At 50.7% G+C, this 23,584-nt stretch carries 25 protein-coding genes; 13 read left to right on the forward strand and 12 right to left on the reverse strand.

Features of this window, described 5'->3' with window-relative positions; translation table 11 throughout:
* Nucleotides 1-42 precede the first annotated feature (42 nt).
* The 8 genes from AC5JMP_RS10825 to AC5JMP_RS10860 form a co-directional block, all read right to left on the reverse strand.
* A complete protein-coding gene (locus tag AC5JMP_RS10825) occupies nt 43-1,665 on the reverse strand; it encodes an alpha-amylase (protein WP_495851473.1) in 1,623 nt (540 codons plus the stop codon).
* Between the two features lie 78 nt (nt 1,666-1,743).
* Nucleotides 1,744-2,505, reverse strand: a complete 762-nt coding sequence (gene ccmO, locus AC5JMP_RS10830) for a beta-carboxysome assembly protein CcmO (RefSeq protein ID WP_495851474.1) — start codon at nt 2,503-2,505, stop codon at nt 1,744-1,746.
* Nucleotides 2,506-2,599: 94 nt separating this feature from the next.
* Nucleotides 2,600-3,163, reverse strand: a complete 564-nt coding sequence (gene ccmN / locus AC5JMP_RS10835; protein ID WP_495851475.1) for a beta-carboxysome scaffolding protein CcmN — start codon at nt 3,161-3,163, stop codon at nt 2,600-2,602.
* Between the two features lie 52 nt (nt 3,164-3,215).
* Nucleotides 3,216-4,925, reverse strand: coding sequence for a RuBisCO small subunit-like domain-containing protein (locus AC5JMP_RS10840; RefSeq protein WP_495851476.1), 1,710 nt, complete (start codon nt 4,923-4,925; stop codon nt 3,216-3,218).
* A 15-nt stretch (nt 4,926-4,940) separates the two neighbouring features.
* Nucleotides 4,941-5,156, reverse strand: coding sequence for a hypothetical protein (locus AC5JMP_RS10845; RefSeq protein ID WP_495851477.1), 216 nt, complete (start codon nt 5,154-5,156; stop codon nt 4,941-4,943).
* A 5-nt stretch (nt 5,157-5,161) separates the two neighbouring features.
* Nucleotides 5,162-5,464 carry a beta-carboxysome shell vertex protein CcmL gene (gene ccmL, locus AC5JMP_RS10850; RefSeq protein ID WP_495851478.1) on the reverse strand — a complete coding sequence of 101 codons (303 nt, stop codon included), beginning with the start codon at nt 5,462-5,464 and terminating at the stop codon, nt 5,162-5,164.
* A 31-nt stretch (nt 5,465-5,495) separates the two neighbouring features.
* Nucleotides 5,496-5,837, reverse strand: coding sequence for a carbon dioxide-concentrating mechanism protein CcmK (locus tag AC5JMP_RS10855; protein ID WP_495851479.1), 342 nt, complete (start codon nt 5,835-5,837; stop codon nt 5,496-5,498).
* Nucleotides 5,838-5,919: 82 nt separating this feature from the next.
* Nucleotides 5,920-6,228, reverse strand: a complete 309-nt coding sequence (locus AC5JMP_RS10860) for a carbon dioxide-concentrating mechanism protein CcmK (protein WP_495851480.1) — start codon at nt 6,226-6,228, stop codon at nt 5,920-5,922.
* Nucleotides 6,229-6,696: 468 nt separating this feature from the next.
* Between AC5JMP_RS10860 and AC5JMP_RS10865 the strand changes: the two genes are divergently transcribed.
* The 6 genes from AC5JMP_RS10865 (at nt 6,697) to AC5JMP_RS10890 (ending at nt 14,784) form a co-directional block, all read left to right on the forward strand.
* Nucleotides 6,697-8,577 carry an NAD(P)H-quinone oxidoreductase subunit F gene (locus AC5JMP_RS10865; protein WP_495851481.1) on the forward strand — a complete coding sequence of 627 codons (1,881 nt, stop codon included), beginning with the start codon at nt 6,697-6,699 and terminating at the stop codon, nt 8,575-8,577.
* Between the two features lie 86 nt (nt 8,578-8,663).
* Complete coding sequence (locus AC5JMP_RS10870) at nt 8,664-10,256, forward strand: NADH-quinone oxidoreductase subunit M (protein WP_495851482.1); 1,593 nt, start codon at nt 8,664-8,666, stop codon at nt 10,254-10,256.
* A 128-nt stretch (nt 10,257-10,384) separates the two neighbouring features.
* A complete protein-coding gene (gene clpB, locus AC5JMP_RS10875; RefSeq protein ID WP_495851483.1) occupies nt 10,385-13,060 on the forward strand; it encodes an ATP-dependent chaperone ClpB in 2,676 nt (891 codons plus the stop codon).
* Between the two features lie 65 nt (nt 13,061-13,125).
* The gene (locus AC5JMP_RS10880; RefSeq protein WP_495851484.1) at nt 13,126-13,812 is read left to right on the forward strand and encodes a Uma2 family endonuclease; all 687 of its coding nucleotides are present in this window, start codon (nt 13,126-13,128) and stop codon (nt 13,810-13,812) included.
* 99 nt (nt 13,813-13,911) lie between these two features.
* Entirely contained in the window at nt 13,912-14,391 is a 480-nt protein-coding gene (locus AC5JMP_RS10885) for a Dps family protein (RefSeq protein WP_495851485.1), read from the forward strand.
* 267 nt (nt 14,392-14,658) lie between these two features.
* Nucleotides 14,659-14,784, forward strand: coding sequence for a hypothetical protein (locus AC5JMP_RS10890; protein WP_495851486.1), 126 nt, complete (start codon nt 14,659-14,661; stop codon nt 14,782-14,784).
* Here the strand turns inward: AC5JMP_RS10890 and AC5JMP_RS10895 are convergent.
* Nucleotides 14,749-16,077, reverse strand: a complete 1,329-nt coding sequence (locus AC5JMP_RS10895) for a pentapeptide repeat-containing protein (protein WP_495851487.1) — start codon at nt 16,075-16,077, stop codon at nt 14,749-14,751. The genes AC5JMP_RS10890 and AC5JMP_RS10895 overlap by 36 nt on opposite strands.
* Nucleotides 16,078-16,331: 254 nt before the next feature.
* Nucleotides 16,332-16,628 carry a hypothetical protein gene (locus tag AC5JMP_RS10900; RefSeq protein WP_495851488.1) on the reverse strand — a complete coding sequence of 99 codons (297 nt, stop codon included), beginning with the start codon at nt 16,626-16,628 and terminating at the stop codon, nt 16,332-16,334.
* 28 nt (nt 16,629-16,656) lie between these two features.
* Between AC5JMP_RS10900 and AC5JMP_RS10905 the strand changes: the two genes are divergently transcribed.
* Nucleotides 16,657-18,036, forward strand: coding sequence for a trypsin-like peptidase domain-containing protein (locus AC5JMP_RS10905; RefSeq protein ID WP_495851489.1), 1,380 nt, complete (start codon nt 16,657-16,659; stop codon nt 18,034-18,036).
* 53 nt (nt 18,037-18,089) lie between these two features.
* On the opposite strand, the gene AC5JMP_RS10910 is transcribed toward AC5JMP_RS10905, so the two are convergent.
* Nucleotides 18,090-18,917: a DUF1349 domain-containing protein gene (locus tag AC5JMP_RS10910; protein ID WP_495851490.1), complete on the reverse strand. Its 828-nt coding sequence runs from the start codon at nt 18,915-18,917 to the stop codon at nt 18,090-18,092.
* A 305-nt stretch (nt 18,918-19,222) separates the two neighbouring features.
* Entirely contained in the window at nt 19,223-20,956 is a 1,734-nt protein-coding gene (locus AC5JMP_RS10915) for an Rqc2 family fibronectin-binding protein (protein WP_495851491.1), read from the reverse strand.
* A gap of 303 nt (nt 20,957-21,259) precedes the next feature.
* Here AC5JMP_RS10915 and remA point away from each other — a divergent pair, with 303 nt between their 5' ends.
* The 6 genes from remA (at nt 21,260) to AC5JMP_RS10945 (ending at nt 23,570) form a co-directional block, all read left to right on the forward strand.
* Nucleotides 21,260-21,526 (forward strand): extracellular matrix/biofilm regulator RemA, encoded by a 267-nt coding sequence (remA, locus tag AC5JMP_RS10920; protein ID WP_495851492.1) that lies wholly within the window; start codon nt 21,260-21,262, stop codon nt 21,524-21,526.
* Nucleotides 21,527-21,625: 99 nt separating this feature from the next.
* Entirely contained in the window at nt 21,626-22,195 is a 570-nt protein-coding gene (gene gmk, locus AC5JMP_RS10925) for a guanylate kinase (RefSeq protein WP_495851493.1), read from the forward strand.
* A 261-nt stretch (nt 22,196-22,456) separates the two neighbouring features.
* Nucleotides 22,457-22,672: a DUF433 domain-containing protein gene (locus AC5JMP_RS10930; RefSeq protein WP_495851494.1), complete on the forward strand. Its 216-nt coding sequence runs from the start codon at nt 22,457-22,459 to the stop codon at nt 22,670-22,672.
* Nucleotides 22,673-22,714: 42 nt separating this feature from the next.
* Nucleotides 22,715-22,996, forward strand: a complete 282-nt coding sequence (locus tag AC5JMP_RS10935; protein ID WP_495851495.1) for a DUF433 domain-containing protein — start codon at nt 22,715-22,717, stop codon at nt 22,994-22,996.
* Complete coding sequence (locus AC5JMP_RS10940) at nt 22,993-23,340, forward strand: DUF5615 family PIN-like protein (RefSeq protein ID WP_495851496.1); 348 nt, start codon at nt 22,993-22,995, stop codon at nt 23,338-23,340. The genes AC5JMP_RS10935 and AC5JMP_RS10940 overlap by 4 nt, the downstream gene beginning before the upstream one ends.
* Nucleotides 23,341-23,438: 98 nt before the next feature.
* Nucleotides 23,439-23,570, forward strand: a complete 132-nt coding sequence (locus AC5JMP_RS10945; RefSeq protein WP_495851497.1) for a hypothetical protein — start codon at nt 23,439-23,441, stop codon at nt 23,568-23,570.
* The last annotated feature ends 14 nt before the right edge of the window (nt 23,571-23,584 follow it).

Consider the following 23,584-nt stretch of genomic DNA (forward strand, 5'->3'; position numbering starts at 1 on the left):
AGGCAATATTACTGATCTGTCCACCAGATAGCAACTTTTTGCTTACGATCGCTTCTCCACCCAAACCGAGACCGAGCCACCATTGCAACGAAACTCTCCCCAACCATCCTGATTTGTATAAATGGATTCTTTGACATGTTCAGTCAGGTCATAGAAAGCAGTGTTGGGCTTACCGACCTCCATCCACTTGCTGCCGCCTGACGCGTCACTCATAATCACCGCCATTGCTCCTGGATGCTGTTCTGTGCCGAGTCGCGTCCAGCCAATGATATCTGGGTGATCAAAGTAGTCATACTGCGCGCCATAGGCAAAGTTTTTGCGCGCAAACAGGAAGCGATCGAGAATCCACTGGTGCGAATCCATCCAAATTTCGTAATCGTTACCGTCTCTGCCTTTATCCTTATAGTGGGCACCGTAGTAATCGCAGTGAAAGATACAGGGATATCCTTCTGCACGCAGTAGCGTAATGGCATAGGCTAGCGGCTTAAACCAGGATTCCACCATCGATTCCAAAGCTTGCAGCGGCTGAGTGTCATGGTTATCGACAAACGTAACGGCAAACAGGGGCAGGTTCTTCATCAAGCTGTTGTCGAGGATCAATCGCATATCAAATCTGCCACCCGACTTGCTGGCCCGGTAGAAGTTGTAGTGGAGCGGCACATCAAACAGGTTCAATCTGCCACCCGCGTTACCGATGTACCAGCTCAACGTACCAAAGTCTTCCGTCCAGTATTCACCCACGCAAAATAGGTTTCGTTTTGTGTAATTTTCTAGGTGATCGAGCCAGTCGTTGAAGAAGTCTCCCTGAATATGTTTAACGGCATCTAGGCGAAAGCCATCGACTCCCACCGTGTCCATAATCCACTCGCCCCAATACTTCAGCTCACCCCGCACCTGGTCATTATTCATGTCCAGATCGCAACCCATCAGGTAATCATAATTGCCCGATCGCAAGTCTACCTTATTCTCGAAGTTTTTATCCTTCATGCGGTAAACAGCACGATAGTTAGGATCGTTGCTGTTGTAGTCTACTGAGTCAAAGTGCGTCCAGTTCCATTTCATGCTGGAGTAGGTATTCCCCCGACCTGGAAAGTCAAACTTTGTCCAGGACTTAATTTTGTAGCTATCGCCTAAAGGACGGTTGCGATCGTTCGGATCAAACGGGATGATCTCAAATTCCTCCTCAGCATCACCCCCCATTTTGTGATTAAAGACAACATCCGCATAAACCTGTAATCCTGCCTGCCGCGCCGCCTCTACAGCAGCAACATATTCATCTTTGGTGCCGTATTTGGTGCGAACGCTGTCTTTCTGATTAAACTCTCCTAGATCAAACAGGTCATAGATACCATACCCCACATCAAACTTGCCGCCGTTGGCTTTATAGGCAGGCGGCATCCAGAGGGCAGTAATCCCTGCATCTGCCAGCGCCTTAGCCTCTTGTTTTAAGCGGTTCCAGTGGTTGCCATCACTAGGGGTATACCAGTGAAACCATTGCATTAAAGTACCGTTAAACTCAGCCTCCGCCTTTTTCTCAGCGAGGTTAGCGGCATATTCTTCCAGCCACTCCTTCAAGTAAGTTTTGGCATCTGCTAAGACGGCTGGGTTCAAATCTTTACCCAGCGCTTTAAATCGTTGCTGTAACTGTTGAAATGGGTTGCTCATTTTTCTGAAGGAGGTTTGGGAAGAGTTACAGAGAACTCTATACCAAAACTGTTTCTCTTCAGAGTCAGCTACGTAACCTTATTCTTCGCGGTTCGGCAGTTCTTCTGGAATAGATATTTGCCGAAAATCGGGTATTTCCAGCCGTTCTTGCTCTACCAGCTCCTTCTGAGGCTGCTTTAGCTCAAGGGGTAAGGCGATCGGTACGGCTTGTTCGATCCAGCAGCTGGCGATCGGCAATGTGTCTTCCAGATCTTCCAGCGGTCTGGGAATCACCATGACGGCATGAAGTTCGCCAATCCGTTCTGCCTCATGCATCCCCACTTCTATTGCCATAGCTACATTGGCAACCTGCCCCCGAATAATGGCGGTGCATAAGCCATCTCCCGTCACCTCGTAGGCAGCAAGCTGCACATCCGCAGACTTCAACATGGCATCGGCTGCGCCCACCATTGCCGGAAAACCGCGCGTTTCCAGCAGTCCGATCGCCATATTGCTTAGGAGGCTATGACCTTGCTCAGCCGCATACTTCGAGAGACGATTGCTGATGGGTAGCACCACCTCCAAGTTAGGCATGGGGCGGGCAACAATCGTCTTGGACACCAACTGCCCAAACTTCTCGGCAACGTCAGCCCCAGCCTCTACCGCCAGCCGAACATCCGAGATGTTGCCTCTAATGACCGCCGTGCAGAAGCCGCTACCCGTCTTTTCGTAGCCCACTAGCCGAACTGATGCCGATTTCAGCATCATATCTGCGGTGCCCACGATCGCAGGAAAGCTGCGGGTAGAAACCAGACCTAACGCACTGCCTTCTGGAATGGGCGATCGACTGAATGAATTCATGACAAATCCCGCTATTGCAGGCAACGTCAGCCTGTGTATCTCATCTCAGTATAGAGCTTCAGCCCAGGACACCATTCATGATCCTAATGCAGGTTTATCCTGATGTCGGTTCAGATGGCGGGATGATCAATTGCTCAGATGCCTGCCGATAGGGAAACATCGTCACCAGGATCTTTTCTAGATAGGTGCGCCCATAGATCGGCGGCTTGGGCGATGACCCATTCTGCACCGGATCGTTCTGAGTTGCGGCAGGCGGCTCGATAAATTCGCCGCCCTGCCCGTTCAAGTCAATCTGACGGCTCTCGTCTCCTATCAGAGAACCAGATGCGACGACTTGCTGTGGGGCGATCGACTGATTGAGAAGAGTGACCGCCGAGCCAATACAGGCATTTGCGCCGACCGTGACCTGACCCACAATCAGCACACCGCTCCCCAGCGTTACACCTGCTTCAATCATTAAGTTGCCCTGGTAGGCATGAAGAATCGCGCCAATGCCCACACAAACGCCCGCGCCGACCACAAGCCGACACCCTGGATCGGCTTGCAGCAAAACTCCTGACGCGATTGCCGCCGTCGGATGAATCGTAACATCGCCAGTCACAAAAAACTGCGAGTCATGAATCAAATGCGGTGCAGGCGATCGGATGGGGGGATTCATTACGCTCAATTCATCGTTGCCTCATAGCCTTCATAGCCTTTATAGCCTCAGCCTAAGGGCGTTGAATCATCAGCTCTAAAACCCGTCGCTTGGTCTTAGTATCTACTCCCACTAGACGAACGTATTTGCCGGAATTTTCGTTCACGCAGGACTCTAGAGCCGACAAAACATCGGTATCGCGACTGCTCTGAATGGGAGGGCAGGTCGTCCAAGAGCTAGTCTGAAAATGTCGCTTGTCCGCATGTTCAGCCGAAACTCGATACCCTTGAGACAGAAGTTGACGCACTTGGTTTACCACTTCGGCACTCAGCTTACCGGACGCTTGCTTGTGGCTGCCGTTATTAGCCGACTGGCTGCTGGGCTTGCTCGACGAGTAGCTGCTAGAAGCAGACGAGTGGCTGGGTGCGGTCGTTACTGTTTTGTCTGCTGGACGCTGAATAATCATTTCTGAAACGCGCTGCTTGGCTTTGGTATCGATACCAAAGAACCGAACATATTCTCCTGCATGTTCTATCAGGCAGCTTTCTAGAGCCGCGATCGCATCGCTCTCCCGATTGGCTCGAATCGGCGAACAGCTTGTCCAGGAACTTGTCTGGAAACGGCGCTTATCAGCATGTTCTGTGCCAATCAGATAGCCCTGAGCCACAAACTGACGGATCTTGGCGATCGCTTCACCGCTGAGCTTTGTATTAGTCGGAGCTGCCTGTCCACGGCTGAAACCACCGCTAAATCCACCGCCAGACCCACCGCTAGCCTTGACGCTGGGCGCTGGAGCCGCCGCACCACCTGGGCGCTGAACCATCATTTCTGAAACCCGACGCTTTGACTTGGTATCAATGCCAAATATGCGAACATATTCACCAGGATGCTCAGCTACGCAGATTTCCAGTGCGGAAAACACGTCAGCTTCACGATGGCTCTGAATGGGCGTACAGCCATACCAGGAGCTAGTTTGAAAATGGCGTTTGTCGGCGTGTTCTGAACCGATCTGGTAGCCCTGAGCAAGAAGCTGGCGAACCTGTGCGACAACGGCGGAATCAAGACGAGCAGTAGTTATCATGGGACTGTTTGAGATAGAAGAACTGGTTTTTCTGACAGAATCGGCGTTAACAGAATCGGCGGTGTAAACTTTTTCGAGCTGCTGACGAATGGGCGCAATCCCAGCAATGTCTTGATGATGCCCCGATCGCAGGGCTTGATTGGCTCCCACCATATGAGCCGCAAACTGAGCATCAGCTTCCTGCACAGGGGGTAAGCGATCGGCTTGCTCTTGTGAGGTGATAATCGACCCGGACGGCACAAATTTTCCGGCAGCAATTTCCACATCTTGAATCAGCGCATGCATCATAACAATGCAGCCATCGCCAATTCGGGCATTAATCACGGTCGATCGGAAGCCAATAAAACAGCCATCTCCCACAAAGGCTGGCCCATGAACCAGAGCCATATGGGTAATCGACGTGTTTTTGCCAATCCAGATCGAGTAGGGATGCTGATCATCCCCCAAAACTCTCCCTTGCCCCAGACCATGAATAACAACGCCATCCTGGAGATTGGTGCCCTCTCCAACATACAAAGACCCTCCTTCCTCTGCCCGCATAGAAACTCCGGGGGCAACCAGCACATTTGCGCCGATCGCCACATCGCCAGCGATGCTAGAGAAAGAATGGATGTGAGCGGTCTGATCGATTTTGGGTTGCATCAGACTATTGGGTGCTGAGGCGTATGGAGTATGTGAAGCAGCAGAGCCGCTGACAACCATAGGAATTTCTCCTAACTAAGTAGCAGCCTTAAACTGCCCCAAGACTTGAGCTGCCTCAAAAACAGAGTACAGCTTCAGGCTGCCATAAAAATTAGGGCTGCCATAAAAGTTAAAGTGCAGCTTGAAGCTGTCATATTTATAAAACGTTGCTGAGCGGACAAGGCTGCTGAGCAGCGAAGTATGTAGGAGGACTATAGGAAGGTGATGAGGCGATCGTTCCCGAATCGCCACACCTTCTACCGATCCTGGTCTCGCTTACTGTAGAGTCGCTGGTTTCCGATGCTTACCGTGTCAATAATGCCCACAATTAGCGCATCAAGTGGGCGCGCTTCGCTGCTGGAAGACTGACGTGCAGCGCTTCCTCGGCTCACCAAAACCCACTCATCCAGTCCAGCCCCTACACTATCTGCCGCGACCTCATACTCAGACAAAGGCAAGCCGCCTTCATCAAGAAACTGCACTAACAGAAACTTGACTCCGGTCAGGCTTTGCTCTTTGTGATTACTGACCACCGTGCCGCAAACTCTAGCAATTTGCATGAGAGCTAATAAGATCCTGCTGATTACGATCTTACGGGCGACCGATCGGACGGATACCGCTAACGCTCTCCCGGAATGCTTCAACTGCCTCGGTGTAACGGATAGGCAGGACATACTCCAAGTTTTCGTGAGGACGCGCAATGATGTGAGTAGACAAAATCTGTCCGCCGTTTACCCGCTTAACGTTTTCAATGCCAGCCGCGACTGAAGCTTGAACCTCAGACACATCGCCTCGCACGATCACGGTAACGCGACCGCTACCAATTTTTTCGTAGCCCACCAGGGTAACGCGAGCCGCTTTCACCATCGCGTCTGCTGCTTCCACTACTGCTGGGAAACCTAGGGTTTCAACCATTCCAACTGCAATTGCCATCGTACTTTCTCCCTTCCAGTGATTGCTTTAAACTTAATCGCGCTGAGAATTTCAGCGACTTCTAGCCATCAAACCGTTCTATCTAGGAACGGAACTGATCTACCGCTTCGGTGTAGCGAATTGGCAGCACATACTCTAGGTTCTCATGCGGACGCGCAATAATGTGAGTCGAAACCACTTCGCCACCATTCACTCGCTTTGCACACTCTACCCCAGCCGCAACAGAAGCCTGAACCTCGGACACGTCGCCCCGCACAATCACGGTGACGCGACCACTCCCAATTTTCTCGTAGCCCACTAGAGTGACACGAGCCGCTTTCACCATGGCGTCTGCCGCTTCGACTACCGCAGGGAATCCCCTGGTTTCAATCATTCCTACCGCAATTGGCATCGTCTATCTCCCGCAACAAATAGAAACTCTTAGTTAAATGCTGTCTAAAAACTTCGACGGAATAACCGATCGTTAAATCTTTGTTAAGGCATTTTCAGAATCCCCAGATCTAACAATACTAGGGTTGTTTAACGTTTGCAATATAAAACAAAATGATTGTAATTTATGTGAGTTATAAAATACGTTTATCTGTACGGATCATTTTTAGATAAAGTTCTGCAAGCCAGGTTGGCTAAATATTAGCCAACCTGGGTCGTGCTAGTATTTCGTTAATAAACTGTGAGATTTCCTTACTTCTCTCTCTTACTTTTCTCTCTAAGTATCTGGCTCTGTACGTATCTCAAAGAGGTCACGAGCTAGTCTGCGGAGCTACCCTCCACCCTCAGCCTACCTCCATCGCCTAGCCACTGCTCGGACTGGGTTGGCTTTTATAAGAAATAAATTCAATAAGAAATCTAAGACAAATTCATGATTGAGCTTTTCTCACAGACTAGCTGGTGGGTTCCCGTTTACGGCTTGATCGGCGCGGTCATCACTCTGCCCTGGTCAATTGGTCTAGTGCGTCGCACGGGATCTCGACCTGCGGCATATCTCAACGTGCTAATGACCGTTTTGGCGCTGATCCATAGCTCCATATTGCTATGGAGCGTTTGGGATTTGCCTCCAGAGCGATTGCTGATTCCCTGGCTCCACGCTCCTGGGTTTAACATTTGGCTGACCCTCGTGACTTCCAGAATTAGTGTCGGCGGCACGGTGATCATCGCAGGTCTGAGCCTGCTGGCTCAAGTTTTTGCCTTGGGCTACATGGAAAAAGATTGGGCATTGGCGCGTTTCTTTGGGCTGATGGGAGTCTTTGAGGCGGCGCTGAGCGGCATTCTCCTCAGCGATTCGCTGTTCTTTAGCTATGCACTACTGGAGATTTTGACCCTCTCTACCTACCTGCTGGTGGGCTTTTGGTACGCACAGCCTCTAGTCGTCACTGCGGCAAGAGACGCATTTCTTACTAAGCGAGTGGGCGATCTACTGCTGCTGATGGGCGTAGTCACGCTCTCGTCGGTTGCAGGCAGCCTGGACTTTACGCACCTCGCTATTTGGGCAGAAACGGCTCAGCTTTCGCCCCTAGTGGCAAACTTGATGTGTCTAGCCCTATTGGCAGGGCCAGTAGGTAAATGCGCTCAGTTTCCGCTGAATCTATGGCTGGATGAGGCAATGGAAGGCCCTAACCCAGCTTCGATCTTGCGAAACTCGGTGGTGGTTGCCTGCGGAGCCTATGTGCTGATTGCGCTTCAGCCTGTGTTGGCGCTCTCTCCGCTGGCGCTGACGACGCTGACGGTGCTGGGGGCGATGACAGCGATCGGGGCTTCTTTGGTGGCGATCGCCCAAATTGATATCAAACGTGCTCTATCTCACTCCACTAGCGCCTATTTAGGTCTGGTGTTTTTGGCGGTTGGGATGCAGCAAGATGAGATAGCGCTGCTGTTCCTTTTCGTTCATGGGTTAGCTAAAGCGCTGCTGTTCATGAGTACCGGGTCAATTATTTTGACCACCAGCACTCAAGACTTAACTGAAATGGGCGGACTTGCCTCTCGGATGCCCGCAACTACGGCAGCCTACGTTGTCGGTGCGTTTGCCTCCATTGGGCTGCTGCCGTTGGGCAACTTTATGGCAATGGTGGAGTGGGCAGAGGCTGCCTGGATCTCAGCGCCTTGGTTACTGGGTGTGCTGATTACAGTCAATAGCCTGACGGCTTTTAACTTGGTGCGAGTCTTTGGGCTAGTGTTTTGGGGAGAGCCAAAGGTTAAGACGCGCCGTGCCCCAGAGGTAGGCTGGCTGATGGCGGTGCCTATGGTGACATTGACCATCTTTAACTTACTGACCCCGTTTATTCTGCAAAAGTTTTATATCTTGCCCACTTGGGATGATTCAAACCTTAGTCTGGTGGTAGTACTGGTGCTTTCTAGTCTGTTGGGCTGCGGTTTAGGCGGATGGCTCTACCTCAGCCCTCAGCGACCCAAGCTGGCTGGCGCAGTTGCGGCTCCGTTACGCGAAGTATTTGCCGATGATTTCAAGATGAACCGTCTCTATCAGCTCAGCGTTGTATTTGCAGTCTTGCTAGGATCTCGTATGGCGGCGTGGTTCGATCGCTACATTGTGGATGGTCTGGTCAACTTTGTGGGTGTCGCCTCAATTTTTGGCGGCGAAACGCTGAAGTACACGATCTCTGGTCAGTCGCGGCATTATTTGCTGACGGTGTTTATCGGCATTCTGCTATCCATTACGGTCTTGAGCTGGACGTTTTGGGAGTGGTCGCCCGATCTCCATTCCTTGGCAATTAGAGTTCAGCCCTAGATCTGGTTTGCTCTGGAGCTGTTTTTTGGGCGATCGGCGGTGACGTAAACAAGTTTAGTCATAAGGACAGGAGCCGTAGGTTAGGAATGCTGAGTGTTTTAGTTTGGGTTCCCATTGTTGGCGCGATTTTAATTGCGGTATTGCCTGAGTCTGGAGTGCAGACCCGATCGCGGCAGGTGGCGCTGGCGATCGCGGGTCTCACCTTGCTTTGGACGGCTTACCTGTTGATTCAGTTTGATGTCACTGAACCGGGCTGGCAGTTTCAAGAGTCGCTGCCCTGGATTGAGAATCTAGGGCTTGCCTATCAGATGGGCATTGATGGTCTTTCCCTGCCGCTGCTGCTGCTGAACAGCTTGTTGACGGCGATCGCCATTTTTTGCACCGATTTGAATATCAACCGTCCGCGACTCTACTACAGTCTGATGCTGGTGTTGAGTAGCGCGGTGGCAGGAGCGTTTTTGGCGCAGAATCTGCTGCTATTTTTCCTGTTCTATGAGATTGAGCTGATTCCGCTGTATCTAGTGATTGCGATCTGGGGCGGGGCGCGGCGCGGCTATGCGGCTACAAAATTTTTGATCTACACAGCAGCTTCAGGTGTGCTGATCTTGGTGGCTTTCTTTGGGCTAGCGCTGGTTAGCGGTCTTTCTAGCTTTGACTATGAGGCGTTGCGATCGCACACGCTTCCCCTTTCGACTCAACTTGTCTTGCTGATAACGCTGCTGATCGGCTTTGGCATTAAAATCCCGATCGTTCCTTTCCACACCTGGCTACCCGATGCCCACGTCGAAGCGCCAACCCCCGTTTCCGTTCTGCTGGCAGGGGTCTTGCTGAAGCTGGGAACCTACGGCTTGCTCAGGTTTGGTCTGGGGCTGTTTCCTGAAGCATGGAACATCATTTCGCCGGGATTGGCGGCGATCGCTGTAGTCGGCGTCCTGTATGGCTCTTTGGCGGCGATCGCGCAGACCGACATGAAAAAAATTGTTGCCTACAGTTCGGTTGGGCACATGGGATACATCATTTTAGCGAGCGCTACTGCTACACCCTTGAGTCTGGTGGCAACGATCGCGCAAATGGTCAGCCATGGTTTGATTTCGGCAATGCTGTTTTTGCTGGTGGGCGTGGTCTACTCCAAGACGGGAACTCGCGATATTAATGTGCTGCGCGGCTTGCTTAGCCCAGAACGCGGCTTGCCTTTGGTCGGCAGCATGATGGTGATCGCAACGATGGCGAGTGCTGGAATTCCGGGCATGGTGGGCTTTATTGCCGAATTTTTAGTCTACCGCAGCAGTTTTCCAGTCTTTCCGGTACAGACGTTGCTGTGCATGATCGGCACAGGGCTAACCGCCGTCTATTTCTTGATGCTGGTCAATCGCGTGTTCTTTGGTCGCTTGCCCGAAAGTTTGTCCAACCTCCCTAGGGTCAAATGGCGCGATCGCATTCCGGCTGGGATCATTGCTGCCCTCGTCATCCTTTTAGGCATTCAACCCAACTGGATGCTGCGCTGGAGCGAACAAACGGCTACGGCAATGGGGATGAACAGCGAGGAGCGCGTAGCCGAAATGAAGCGGATGGAGGCTGCCCATGAAATTGCAGAGGGCGAAATGACACAGCGTTTAGAAAAAGCTATCGAAGCCCCCGAAGTGAAAGTTTCGGTATCCCAAGATCGATCGCATTCTTGAAGTAATCTGAAATAATTGAGGGGCAATCTGCGGCTGAGCTGGAATCCAGCATCAGTCGGGTACATTGCTATAGGTTGTTATACTGAGATCGCGCCATACCTGGCTTTAAAAGCCTTTACTTTGAGTCTATGCAGCCCACCGACCCTAGCAAATTCACCGAAAAAGCCTGGGAGGCGATCGTCAAATCCCAGGATGTTGCCCGTCGTTTTCGGCACCAGCAGCTAGAGGTCGAACATCTGGCGATCGCGACCCTCGAACTAGAAGGGACGGTGAATGCCATGCTGACTAAGGCGGGAGCAGATCCGGTAAAGCTGAAGCAGCAGATGGAAGCCTTTGCTCAGCGTCAGCCCAGGGTTGCTGCCGATGGACAGCTTTATCTGGGACAAGGGCTAGACACCCTGCTAGACAATGCCGAAGCCTCCCGCAAGTTTTTTCAGGATGACTTTATCTCTGTCGAGCATTTGTTGATTGGGCTTGCCGAGGACGATCGCGTGGGTCGTCGTCTGTTCCGCAGTTTGGGCGTGGAGCCTAAGCAGCTTGAAACCGCCATTAAAGCCATTCGGGGTAGCCAAAAAGTTAAGGATCAGGCTCCAGAATCTAGCTATGCGGCGTTAGAAAAGTATGGACGCGACTTAACCGAGCAGGCAAGAGCCGGAAAACTCGATCCGGTGATCGGTCGAGATGAAGAAATTCGGCGGGTGGTGCAGGTGCTATCTCGCCGCACCAAAAACAATCCTGTGTTGATTGGGGAACCGGGCGTGGGCAAAACGGCGATCGCTGAAGCCTTGGCGCAGCGGATTGTTAACGGCGACGTGCCAGAATCTCTAAAAGGAAGGCAGTTAATTAGCCTGGATATGGGGGCTTTAATCGCTGGAGCCAAATATCGCGGCGAATTTGAGGAGCGGCTACGAGCCGTTTTGCGAGAAGTCACGGGTTCTGGCGGACAAATTGTGCTGTTCATCGACGAGCTGCATACCGTCATGGGTGCCGGGGCGGCTCAGGGAACGATGGATGCAAGCAACTTGCTAAAGCCGATGCTGGCACGAGGCGAACTGCGCTGCATTGGCGCGACAACTCTGGATGAGTATCGCAAGTACATTGAAAAAGATGCGGCGTTAGAACGTCGATTTCAGCAGGTTTATGTGGATCAGCCTTCGGTAGAAGACACGATCTCAATTCTGCGGGGACTCAAGGAGAAGTACGCCACCCACCACGGCGTCAAGATTTCGGATTCGGCATTGGTTGCCGCCGCCACCCTATCCGATCGCTACATCAGCGATCGCTTTTTGCCCGATAAGGCGATCGACTTGGTGGACGAAGCTGCCGCCAAGCTGAACATGGAAAACACCTCTAAGCCCGCAGAGCTGGAAACCATTGAGCGTCGCTTGCGCCAGCTCAAGATGGAGAAGCTGTCTTTAGAAGGAGAAGGGCAGCCTGCTGTGGCGATCGGAGCCTATCAAGGATCGAGAGAGCGGCTGGAGAAAATAGATCAAGAAATCAGTGATCTAGAACAACAAGAGGGTGACTTTAACTTGCAGTGGGGGTCTGAAAAACAGCTGCTAGATGCTATTAATGCCCTCAAAGAAGAAGAGGAGCAACTGCGTCGTCAAATTGACAAAGCTGAGCGAGGATATGATCTGAACACAGCCGCCCAGCTCAAGTACGGCAGGCTAGAAGCCGTTCATCGTGACCTGGAAGAAAAAGAAGCCAGCTTGGTAGAAATACAAAAGCAAAGCCGATCGCTGTTGCGAGAGCAGGTGACAGATGCTGATATTGCCGATATTGTCGCCAAATGGACAGGCATTCCGGTAACGCGATTAATGGAATCCGAGCGCCAAAAGCTATTGCAAATGGAGCGTTATTTGCACCAGCGCGTCATCGGTCAGCAGGAGGCTGTAGAAGCAGTTTCAGCCGCGATCCGACGCGCCCGTGCAGGTATGAAAGATCTGGGTCGTCCGATCGGCTCCTTCATGTTTTTAGGTCCGACAGGTGTGGGGAAAACCGAGCTGGCGAGAGCGTTGGCAGAATGCCTGTTTGACACTGACGCGGCTCTGGTGCGGCTAGATATGTCGGAGTATATGGAGAAAAACTCCGTGGCGCGGTTAATCGGCGCACCGCCGGGGTATGTCGGCTATGAAGAAGGCGGTCAGCTTTCTGATGCGATTCGGCAGCATCCTTATTCTGTGCTGTTGCTAGATGAAGTCGAGAAAGCTCATCCAGACGTGTTTAATATCCTGCTGCAACTGCTGGATGACGGACGCATTACCGACTCCCAGGGACGCACTGCGGATTGCCGCAATACCATTGTGGTGATGACGAGCAACATCGGCAGCGAACATATTTTAGATGTGTCAGGGGATGAGGCAAAGTACGAAGAGATCCAAAAGCGGGTAATGAATGCTTTGCGATCGCATTTCCGTCCCGAATTCCTCAACCGTGTAGACGACATCATCCTCTTCCACCCCCTCAGCATTCAGCAATTGCGCCAAATTGTGAGCATTCAGCTTCGGCGCGTACATCGTCTGCTGGATGACCAAAAAATTGGACTAGAGCTGACGGTTGCTGCGCAAAACTTCATTGCAGACGTAGGCTATGACCCCGTATATGGGGCACGTCCGCTGAAGCGCGCCATCCAGAAGCTGATCGAAAACCCGATCGCCACCAAGATATTAGAAAACGCCTTTGTTGAAGGTGACATCATCCAAATTGAAGTGGTTGATCACAAGCTAACGTTCGTCAAAAAATCGCCTGTTGTGGGCAATGCACCTGCGATCGTTCCTCAAGCTTTGGCGGCTGAAAACTAAAAGAACACTTTGCGCTGAACACTTTGCACTACGGTAAAGCCATCGAGGTCGCATAGGAGAAAGCCATGCAAACTCAGCCAAGCTATCACAAGCCTGAAGAATCTGTCCCTGAAGAACCGACCTTGGCGGAGTCTGCGCTCAAACGCTACACGCCCGAAGAATATTTACGGCTGGAGGAAACTGCGGAATTTCGCAGCGAGTATCGAGATGGAGAAATTACGCCCATGACGGGAGGTTCAATTAACCATAATCGTATTGTGGGCAGCATCTATGCTTATTTAAAGTTTGCGCTACGCGGTAAAAATTTGGAGGCCTTCACAAGCGATTTGCGTCTCTGGATTCCGACCTATCAGCTCTATACCTATCCGGATGTCATGGTGATTCAGGGCGAGCCTGTCTTTCAAGCCAAAAGAACTGACACGGTCATGAACCCTTGTCTAATTGTAGAAGTGCTGTCAAAATCAACTCAAACCTACGATCGCACCCGCAAGTTTAAGTTCTACCGATCGATCGCTGCACTTCAGGAATATGTGCTGGTTGATCAATATGCGATCGAGATTGAGCATTATACTCGGCTAGAAGATAATTCTTGGCGGCTGCGGGACTATGGAGCTGATACACAGAGCCTTACACTTTCCTCAGTGGAGCTGGAGATCGCGATCGCCGATCTCTACGAAGGCGTGAATTTTGACCTTCAAGACCCTGAAGCCGCACCTTCTGAAGCACAAGCTGAAGAACAAGCAGCAACTTGAGCAACGTCTCTACTCGTTCCGAACCTCAATCAAGTTGCAAGTCGTACTCATAACGAGTATGATTAATTGAGTGAAGGATTCACAAGGAGACTCAGAGCAATGACCGCTACTCTACAAAACCCGACTGCCAGCATTGTTAGCACCCTTAACCGCGAACAAGCCAACGCCTTAGTTGCGTACCTTAACTATAAAAAATATCACTGGCTGACTTTTGGCCCCTTATTCCGCGATCTGCACCTGCTGTTTGAAGAGCAAGGCGGCGAAGTCTTTGCCATGGTAGACGAGCTAGCCGAACGTAGCCTGATGCTAGATGGCAAACCCATCGCTGACCCGGCTGACTACCTGCGGACGGCAACAGTTACTCCCTCAACAGGCGAGCTGGCAGTGCGCGATATGGTGGCAGAAGCGATCGCTACCCACGAGCTGATCATTAGCGAAATGCATGAAGATGCGGCGATCGCCAATGACGCAGGGGATATTGGCACGGCTGACCTGTACACGCGCTTGGTGCAAGTTCATCAAAAGCACCGCTGGTTTTTGAAAGAGCTACTCAGAAAAGGGGACAACCTCGTGTCTTAGTTGGATACAGGGTAGCCCTTGAGAGGTGAGGATTTTTAGTGGCGTGGGCAAAGCCCACGCCATTAAAAATCCTCACCTAAGTACCACTACCAGACACAGTTAGAGCGACATAGTTTTTGAGAGAAATACGCTGCACACCTTTCAAAAAGTAAGCGTTGCTGATGTACCTGTAGCTTGGACATTCCGCCCACACTACAGGTACATTTTTATTCAGAAATTTCCTAGATCACGCGATGTGCGACTCTTTTTCTAAGGCTCTTGATCTATGTGGGACAGGCATCTTGCCCGTCCGAATCTGGGGAGGCAAGATGCCCATCTACAAGACTTTCAGACCAAGTTGGACGTCGCGTTAGATCCTTATTTCACAGTGCCGTCTGGCATTGTTGTATTTGACAAAGTAGCATTGCCTAAGTCAACCCCAAACAGATTAGCTCCTTTGAGTTTTGCCCCTGTTAGATCCGCGCCGTCGAGATTTGCGTCACTGAGATCCACGCCACTGAGATCAGCATTGCGTAGATTTACGCCGCTGAGGTCGGCTCCCTTGAGGCTGGCGCTCTTGAGGTTGGCGAAAGATAAATCGGCACTGCTTAAATCCGCGCCGATAAGTTTGGCGTTGCTGAGATTGGCAAACGAGAGATCGGTCTGGCTCAGGTCGGCATTGCTGAAGTCGGCTGCCGTCAGATTGGCGAGGGATAAGTCGCCGCCTTTGAGATCGGCACTATTAAAATTGGCATTGCTCAGGTTAGCAAAGAACAGCTTGGCATCTCCCAAACTGGCTCGGAAAAACTCGGCACCGCTTAAGTTAGCAAATGACAGATCCGCACGATTGAGCGTTGCCCGAAATAGTTTGGTGCCGCTAAGGTTGGCGCGGCTGAGATTGGCATCGCGCAAGTCAGCATCGCGCAGGTCAAGATTGCTCAGCGTCACGCGACTTAGGTCGGCGCTGCTCAAGTCGGCACCTACGAGAGAAATCACCGGAGTTTTGCTGTCAATCAAATAAGACTCTGCTAAAAACTTGAGCAGAGCCGCTTTCCGCTGGCTGTCTAATTGTTCGAGCGTGGCGATCGTCTCTTGCTTTGCCTGAGTCCGAATGTCACTGCCTTCTAAAGATGTTTTCAAATCCCGATTTACAACGAAAGCATGAATCTTGTCCTGATAGTCTGCTAATAGTTCTTGCTGCGATCGCCTTACTGCTGGCTGCGGATTAGAGCGCCTCATCCGGGTCGGTTCATCTGCTATGTACGTCGGCTCAGAGGCATACAGGTCACTGTCAACTGCTTCTGGCACAGTTGCACCAGAGGTATCATCTATATTGGAAGCATCCATATTGGAAGCATCCGTTGCACTGGTGGCATCAGGATTGACGCTAGAGTCGCCGCCCACAGCGCCATCCACAGCGCCATCCACAGCGCCATCCACCAGATCAGAGCTGACAGGTGTCTCGATCGCAGTAGGGATAGGGGGGCGATCGATATAGACAGGCTCATCGGCAATCTGTATCGCCTCTATGGGTCTAGAAGGGTTCTGCTGAGATTGACCCGGTGGCAGGGGAGAGCGATCGTCCTGTATTGATTCGGATGAGAGCGTTTTGGCGATCGAAACTCCCTGAGACTGCACCAAAAGCAGGGAAACGACCAGCAGTTTTAGGGAGGGCCACCAAGTTTGCTTCAATTTTTCTCTAGACATGTTGAATAGCCGGGATGGGAGGAGAATGGGTAGTGCTGGCATCAAGTAACTCTTTTAATCATTACCTGATGAGAAATTAGAGATAAGTAAATGAGACATAGTTGAGAACTACGTCATTATTATTTTTAAATAGAGGTACGATCGATTCAGGATTACATCCGGATGAATGATCAAAGTTAATGACGGTCATTCGCTTAATTTAGCTCCCGCTGTCCTGGCTTAATTTTGTGAATTTATAGCTGTCGCCAGTTTGCTTAGGACATTTTGGGTGGGGCGCTTCGCGCCCCACCCAAAATGTCCCCGTCCTCACCCCTTTGGCGGTTACCATAGCAATCATTACGAAGTTCTAGCTGCAAAAGCGCTACACCGGAGAAGTCGATCCCTTGCTCGATTTCCTCTAACGAATTTCCCCAACGCATCGCTTTTAACCATTTGATGAGTAAAAACTCCCCTCGTCGATCGCCACGTTCACGCCCTTCACGTCCTGCAAAAAAGGTGTCTCGCTGGCTTGCCAAAGCGATGTCTTCATTGCGGAACAGAGTCAGAGGCATACTGCAATGGCTGCGTCCCCACCAGCCCATGGGCGTAGGGCTACTATTACTTTGGGTGATTGGCTCTCTGCTGGTGATTCGAGTGCTTTCAGGAGAATTTCAGACAGGTCAGAGTCAGACGGGTGATCGCTCCCAGTTTGAATCTGCTTTTCAATGGGTTTCTCAAATAGGGGCTTCTGATACTGATGCGCGAGCTAGCAAGTTTGGGATCAACCAAATGACTTATAACCGCTGGCGGCGATCGCAAAATCAGCCTTATCGGAATGTGAGTGAAATCAGCGAAGGTGAAGCCAAAAGACTCTACCAGACTTACTGGCAGCAAGAACATTGTGGCAGCTACGCGGCTCCGCTAGATGCTACCTGCCTCGATACGATGGTTAGTTTCGGTATGAGCGGCTCCCGTTCAACGACGGAAAGATTCTTTTCAAACCTGCCTACTGATCCTCAGGCAGCGGCGATCGCGGTTCTCAATCGCCGTATAGATTATCGTCAGCAGCTCGGCACAAGATATGGAGACCAGTCACCTAACTCCCAAACGCCACTTCGCGGTCAGTATCCGCATTCTGCGGGGCAATCTCAAGGGCGACAATCTCAAGGGCAGCTCCCACGATCGCTCCAGACTGGAGTTGCACAAGGATTGAGGCGTGATCAAGAGCTGCTTGCCCAAGTCGAAGCCTACCGTTCGCCTCAGCCCTCTGGTTCTCTATGGGCAGCCGGATCAACTTTTTTGCAGCGGCTAATTTTTCCCTCTGGCACTTCATCCAGTTCACCATCGCCACAACTGCTTTCATCTGACCAAATTCGCGCTAACGCAGAACCCTTCACTGTTGAAGTCTGGATTACCCTAGAAGACGGCACTTCTGCACCCGCCACTGGCATTGTGGTTGCTGACGGATTGATTCTCACCAATGCCCATGTGGTTGAGGGTAATCCGCGACCTACCATCCACACGCGCGATCGGCTGCAAAATGAGCAAACCTACAGCGGACAGGTCATTGCAGACGATCGCAGCGTCGATATGGCGCTCATCCAGATCTCTGCCAGGGGATTGCCGATCGCCCCTTTAGCGGACAGCACGGCTCAGGTGAAAGTGGGAGACACTGTATATGCGTTAGGTTCTCCAGTGGGCTTTCATTGGAAGTTAACCACGGCAAAAGTGATTGAAGTGCAGAGTCAATGCGGTCTTCCAGGATTGAAGTGTATTCGGATGCCGCGAAATTTCTTGCACCCCGGCAACAGCGGCGGCCCCCTGCTTGACGCAACTGGAATGGTGATTGGCATCAACCGAGCCGTACAGGGCAGTACAGGCGAGGGAGTCAGCATTCCTGTTGAAGAAATTAAGCGCTTTCTACAGGAGGAAGGACTGCGATCGGCAGCACATAAGCCTGATCTCTCCAACCTGACTTAACGCCATACCCTTTTGCCTTCCCGCATTTATTGTTGTGCGCTTACACGCGTTGGCTATACGCCGGGTCTAATCACAAAATCGTCAAACCAGGCATGTTCAGCAGAACCTTCGCTAGGCTGATCGCTCTCTGCAAATAGCCCTACCTTGACGGGACCTTCAGGCAAATTGCAGGAAGTCTCAAAATGACGTATCCAGGGCGTTTTTTCGTTCTCACGAATTTCAGAAAGTAATCTGCCCTTACTGTAGGTCAGCCTAAACTCTACTTGGGTTTTGGGATGCCAAGGCAAATCAATTAAGTCCTCTGGTGTTCTGGAGTCTACGCCGTCAGTTTCCTTTAGGAGAACCACAACAATCTGCTGCATGATATTGAACTCAATAACGACTTTGCAATAATTATCGAGGTCATTAAACAGCAGAATGCCTGCCTGCCCAAAAGCCTTTTCGTTATAAAAACCGACTTTGCACTGCACCTGAAACCCTTCTGTAAGTCGGTACCCTACCCGATAGAGAATAGGGACAGGAGTTTGTCCGTGATAGGTGTCGGGAGTGCGGTAGAATCCGTGACCTTGATAGCGGCGCATGTCTAAGCGCCCCTCCAAAAGCTTCCAATCAGATGGAGACTCATTTACCCAGTAATATCCGGGCTTCAAAGTTGATCCCTCAAAACCATCGGTGAATATTTCATCAGGTTGAGATATCTGAGTAGATGGAGAGCTTTGAGTAAATTGAGATATCTGAGTAGGCTGAGAGCTTTGAGTAGGCTGAGATATTTGAGTAGGCTGAGACACTCTAGAAGAACGCGCGTTTACAAGAGTAACAGCCTGCACGGTTCCAAAGGCAGTTGCCATTAAGACAAACTCTCGTCTTCCTATCATTGCCATAATACTTTTCCTCCGCTGTTAGATTCCATCATCCACCTACAGATTTTTCGGCAGCTTCCGTAAAACCCGTCAGATCTGAGTTTAGGTCTGGGCTATGGGCGAAACTGCTCTCAAAAATTACCTAAATCTTCATCAGGATGCACTCTGGAATACAGCCATTGATCCCAGTCACGGAAGCCAGGATTTTTAACTGAACGTAGATATATTGCCTCAGGCTTTTCTATATTAATCCACTCTATTTAGCTTCCATCTCTACCTTAAGACGGTGGCGCTTGGAAAGCCTTCCTGAAAGTTGAGACAAACAGCTAACTGAGTCTTTCTCTAATTTGTCCGGGTCTACCCCATAGTACGCGCTCCTGCTTATAGATCACCATTCCGGGCTTTGCGCCCTTGGGCTTGTAGACAAGCTTGGGTTCTGTATAGACCACCGGAGCCTGATCGCCTTGGCGCGCCCGACTGTAGTAAGCCGCCAAGTCTGCCGCGCACTGTAGATCGATCGCATCGGCAACGGCTCCAGGCTCTAGGCGCAGCAGCACATGGCTTCCAGGAATCTCTTGAGTGTGGAACCAAAGATCGTAATCTCCGGCGACGCGGAACGTCAGCTGATCGTTCTGACGGTTGTTGCGACCAATCAACACCTCGAAACCATTGGGAGTGCGATCGCGCAAAAAGTTCGTCGTTTCAGCCGCACCCGTATTCCGGTAGCGCTGCTCAGGATCATCCATGTAGCTTTGCTGAATCAGCTCCTCGCGGATTTCTGCCAGAGACACCAGATCTTCGGGATTGATGTACTGATCAAACTGAGCGATCGCCACCTCAATTTGCTCCAGGTAATGAATCTCAGCCTGAACTTCCGCTAACAGCGGCTCTAGGGCAAGGCGCGATCGCTTTAGCTTTTGGTGCCGCTTGTAGAACGCCTGAGCATTCTGTACGGCGTTCTTTTCAGGATTGAGCGGAATCTGGACAGGCTGCTCGGTGGTAAAGTCAGTCAGAGTAATTTGCTTCATTCCGGGCTGCCATTCATGCAGGTAGGCCATCAGCAAATCAGCCTGTTCGCGGTACTGGTCGGCATTGTCTGACTGTTGTAGCCGCGACTGAAAATCTTTTGCCTTCACGTACAGCTTTTTCAGAATATTGCTCAACTTTTGGCTAATTTGGTGCCGCAACTGAGAAAAGTCCTGCTGGTTTAGCTCATCGGTATAGTAGCGATTTAATAGCGCCTGCACCGTTTTCTCAGGTCGCTCTATGCCCCAACCCATGACCGTGTAACCTGACGATCGCCATCCCGGCTGAAACTGCTCCTGCTCTAGTCCGTTCAGCCAGGTTTGCCAGCCCTGAAAGAGCTGCTGCCAATCCAGTGCCGTCAGCGTTTCGGTAGACTGCTCAGGGTCTAGCCCTGCCGCGTCAATCATCGACAGCACCAGCGCCGAACTTAACCCGCGATAGCATTTAATCAAATTTCGTCGCAGCGATCCCGGAATCAGGCTCAACCGCTCTTGCCAGCGCGATTGAGATTCCGTTAACGTCGGCACAGCATCCGTTAGCGCCGGGGGAAATTCGTAGGGCTGACCAGTTTGGATGGGTCGGACTCTGGACTGCTGAGCGCTGACCTGATGCGCCGCCGTCACAATTAGATCCTCTTGATTGGTCAAAATTACGTTGCTGTAGTTGCCCATGATTTCGACATAGAGATGCCAGAGGGCGCTATCTCCGGGGCGGCGGGCGAACTGCAAGTCTATCACCCGCTCCCAGGGAGAGAGGGGAACGATCGCCACCAGTGCCAAACTGCCCAACTGATGCCGTAACTGCTGGCTAAAGGTAAAGGTATCGGGTAGCCGAGGCGGCGGGTCACCCATACAGACGCGAGCCGCCTGGGGATGCCAGGAGAGGGTGAGCCAACCCCGCTGATCTAGGGTGCGGAGCGCTAGGGCGATCGTGTGGCGATCGATCTGATACACCTGCTCCAGCCGAGCCGGAAGCCAATCGGCTCTGAGTTCGGCACAGGCAGCCATTAAGGTTGTAAAGTCTACAGGTTGCACAGAGGATGAGAGAGATAAAGAGTATTGCGGGAAAAGTGATTTAAGCGCTCAAAACCCTAAATTTTTGATGAAGCATTTCATCATTTAAGTCAAGAGTTTTAAGGAATTGAGAGGTTTAAGTTCTGAACTTTCTAAATTTAAGTTGAGTACAGTACCTTAAGATTCAGGGTGTAACCGCCAAACTTTCTAAAAATTGAGAATATTTCTGTCTTTGGATAGAGTGATGTGGTTGTAGGTCAATATTTTTCCCGATAACATAAAAAGGCAACAAGGTTCCTGATCGGCTACGAAAACGGGTTACTTATGGATATTAAGCTCATAAACATTGGATTTGGCAACATTGTGTCTGCCAGTCGGGTCATTGCAATCGTAAGCCCAGAGTCAGCTCCGATCAAACGAATCATTACAGATGCTCGTGAACGCAATCAGCTCATTGATGCGACCTATGGTCGTCGGACGCGAGCCGTCATCATTACAGATTCAGGACATGTTGTGCTCTCGGCCATTCAACCTGAAACAGTTGCAAATCGCTTTGTGGTCAGTAAAGATATGGCAGGAGAAGATAAGTAGCTCGGTTCAATAAAATCGATATCTTGCAAAGTCAACAGTGTTTTGTAGAATCAACAGAGTATACTGAACTACATTTGGCGATCGCACAACGGTACAGATATGGCTAAAGGTAGACTAATTGTACTGACTGGACCCAGCGGTGTCGGCAAAGGTACGTTGCTGCAATCCCTGTTTGCGCGTCATCCAGAACTGTACTTATCCACTTCTGTGACCACCCGTGCGCCTCGTCCGGGGGAGATCCACGGACAGCACTACTACTTTGTCACGCGTACCGAGTTTGAACGCATGGTGGCAGAGGGCGACCTACTGGAGTGGGCAGAGTTTGCCGGAAACTGCTACGGTACGCCTCGCCGCCCCGTAGAGGAGCAAATTCAGCAAGGGCGATGGGTTGTCCTAGAACTTGAGCTTCAAGGCGCTAGACAAATTCACAAAAGCTTTCCAGAGGCGCTGCGTGTTTTCATTATGCCGCCTTCGCTGACCGAGCTGGAGCAGCGCCTACGCAACCGAGGGCAGGATACTGAAGAGGCGATCGTCCGTCGTTTGAAAACTGCTAGAGCTGAAATAGCAGCCGTTGACGAGTTCGATTTTCAGGTCGTTAACGATGATTTAGACAAAGCGCTACACCGCATTGAACAAGCTTTGTTTATGCCGATCGCCAGCGGTGCGTAAATAAAGCTTGCAGCAGAAGCTCATCAAGCAAATTGGGGCGATCGCTCCTCTCTTAAACTACCCTGCTGTCAGGCAGAGCCGAAAGCTTGGGAAGGGTGAGCGATCGCACTCTGCAACAAAGATTACTGGGATAAATCTATGCAAAGTTGAAAATTGGGAGAGGGTGGGAGCGATCGCACGATTAGCAATTAAGCACACAGGCGCAGTTCTCTCTGACAAGAATTGATAAACTGTTGATCGGAACTCTGAGGTCAAAGACCTATGCTCAAGAACTCTTCAACGATTAGCATCTCTTCTGAAATAATGGGCGGCACTCCGGTTTTTGCTGGCACTAGGGTTCCTGTGCAGACGCTTCTGGATTATCTTAAAGCTGGAGAATCGATCGACGATTTTTTAGATGGATTTCCAACGGTGGCTAGGGAGAAAGTGATCACCTTTCTAGAGGAAGTAGGAAAACGGTTCATTAGCGTAGCATAAAATAGTGGAATGACATGAAGCTATTGTTGAGATGATTTTACTATGGTTCAAACCACAGAGCACCTTTATATCGTCAGAGATGAGCAGATTCTAGGCAGTGAACCAATTATTAAAGGAACGCGTACACCTGTTAGGGCAATTGTTGAGACTTGGCGCATGGGAATTGCCCCTGAAGAGATTTCAAAGGGATTACCCCACCTCACCCTTGCACAAATATTCAATGCGTTGAGTTATTACAGCGATCATCAAGATGAGATTAACGCTTATATTGAGCGAAACCGCATCCCCGATGACTTAATTGATCCATTAGTGATCGATCTATGAGTAGCCTATTTATTCGTCTGTATCTGGACGAAGATGTCAATGTATTGGTGGCAGATTTACTGAATGCGAAAGGATTTGATGCTTTAACCGTAAGAGATGCGGAGCAACTTCAGGCAAGTGATGAAGAGCAACTTGCCTACGCAGTCAATCAACAAAGGGCATTTGTTACCCACAACCGTAGTGATTTTGAAGAACTTATCCAGACTTATTTTGATGCAGAACGAAAGCACTATGGCGTAATTTTAGCTGTCCGTCGTTCGCCTCAAATAATTGCACAGCGATTATTGGCAATTTTGAACCAAGTCACAGCAGATGAGATGGAAAATCAGGTTCGATATATCTAATTATTCAGTTAGACGGCTTGCTTTTGGGTTTCCAAGTGCGAAGTTGAAAACCTGGATGGGCGATCGCGCTCTGCAACAAAAATCACTGGGATGAATTTATGCAAAGTTGGAGAGGGGGCGATCGCTCCTCTCTTAAACTAATCTGCTGTCAGGCAGAGCCGGAAGCTTGGGAAGGGTGGGCAATCGCGCTCTGCAACAATCACTGGGATAAATTCATGCAGGGAGATTGAAGGAACGATCGCCC

It is taken from the genome of Drouetiella sp. (assembly GCF_059504425.1).

What these genes read in the sequence shown, in the direction of transcription:
- AC5JMP_RS10870 (WP_495851482.1), top strand. Translation starts at nt 8,664, where the DNA reads ATGCTGAGTGTTTTAGTTTGGGTTCCCATTGTTGGCGCGATTTTAATT.
- ccmL (WP_495851478.1), bottom strand. Translation starts at nt 5,464, where the DNA reads ATGCAAATTGCTAGAGTTTGCGGCACGGTGGTCAGTAATCACAAAGAG.
- AC5JMP_RS10935 (WP_495851495.1), top strand. Translation starts at nt 22,715, where the DNA reads ATGGTTCAAACCACAGAGCACCTTTATATCGTCAGAGATGAGCAGATT.
- AC5JMP_RS10910 (WP_495851490.1), bottom strand. Translation starts at nt 18,917, where the DNA reads ATGGCAATGATAGGAAGACGAGAGTTTGTCTTAATGGCAACTGCCTTT.
- AC5JMP_RS10945 (WP_495851497.1), top strand. Translation starts at nt 23,439, where the DNA reads ATGCAAAGTTGGAGAGGGGGCGATCGCTCCTCTCTTAAACTAATCTGC.
- clpB (WP_495851483.1), top strand. Translation starts at nt 10,385, where the DNA reads ATGCAGCCCACCGACCCTAGCAAATTCACCGAAAAAGCCTGGGAGGCG.
- AC5JMP_RS10825 (WP_495851473.1), bottom strand. Translation starts at nt 1,665, where the DNA reads ATGAGCAACCCATTTCAACAGTTACAGCAACGATTTAAAGCGCTGGGT.
- remA (WP_495851492.1), top strand. Translation starts at nt 21,260, where the DNA reads ATGGATATTAAGCTCATAAACATTGGATTTGGCAACATTGTGTCTGCC.
- AC5JMP_RS10860 (WP_495851480.1), bottom strand. Translation starts at nt 6,228, where the DNA reads ATGCCAATTGCGGTAGGAATGATTGAAACCAGGGGATTCCCTGCGGTA.
- AC5JMP_RS10855 (WP_495851479.1), bottom strand. Translation starts at nt 5,837, where the DNA reads ATGGCAATTGCAGTTGGAATGGTTGAAACCCTAGGTTTCCCAGCAGTA.
- AC5JMP_RS10940 (WP_495851496.1), top strand. Translation starts at nt 22,993, where the DNA reads ATGAGTAGCCTATTTATTCGTCTGTATCTGGACGAAGATGTCAATGTA.
- AC5JMP_RS10840 (WP_495851476.1), bottom strand. Translation starts at nt 4,925, where the DNA reads ATGGTTGTCAGCGGCTCTGCTGCTTCACATACTCCATACGCCTCAGCA.
- AC5JMP_RS10865 (WP_495851481.1), top strand. Translation starts at nt 6,697, where the DNA reads ATGATTGAGCTTTTCTCACAGACTAGCTGGTGGGTTCCCGTTTACGGC.
- AC5JMP_RS10905 (WP_495851489.1), top strand. Translation starts at nt 16,657, where the DNA reads ATGGGCGTAGGGCTACTATTACTTTGGGTGATTGGCTCTCTGCTGGTG.
- AC5JMP_RS10880 (WP_495851484.1), top strand. Translation starts at nt 13,126, where the DNA reads ATGCAAACTCAGCCAAGCTATCACAAGCCTGAAGAATCTGTCCCTGAA.
- AC5JMP_RS10930 (WP_495851494.1), top strand. Translation starts at nt 22,457, where the DNA reads ATGCTCAAGAACTCTTCAACGATTAGCATCTCTTCTGAAATAATGGGC.
- AC5JMP_RS10885 (WP_495851485.1), top strand. Translation starts at nt 13,912, where the DNA reads ATGACCGCTACTCTACAAAACCCGACTGCCAGCATTGTTAGCACCCTT.
- ccmO (WP_495851474.1), bottom strand. Translation starts at nt 2,505, where the DNA reads ATGAATTCATTCAGTCGATCGCCCATTCCAGAAGGCAGTGCGTTAGGT.
- ccmN (WP_495851475.1), bottom strand. Translation starts at nt 3,163, where the DNA reads ATGAATCCCCCCATCCGATCGCCTGCACCGCATTTGATTCATGACTCG.
- AC5JMP_RS10895 (WP_495851487.1), bottom strand. Translation starts at nt 16,077, where the DNA reads ATGTCTAGAGAAAAATTGAAGCAAACTTGGTGGCCCTCCCTAAAACTG.
- gmk (WP_495851493.1), top strand. Translation starts at nt 21,626, where the DNA reads ATGGCTAAAGGTAGACTAATTGTACTGACTGGACCCAGCGGTGTCGGC.
- AC5JMP_RS10900 (WP_495851488.1), bottom strand. Translation starts at nt 16,628, where the DNA reads ATGCCTCTGACTCTGTTCCGCAATGAAGACATCGCTTTGGCAAGCCAG.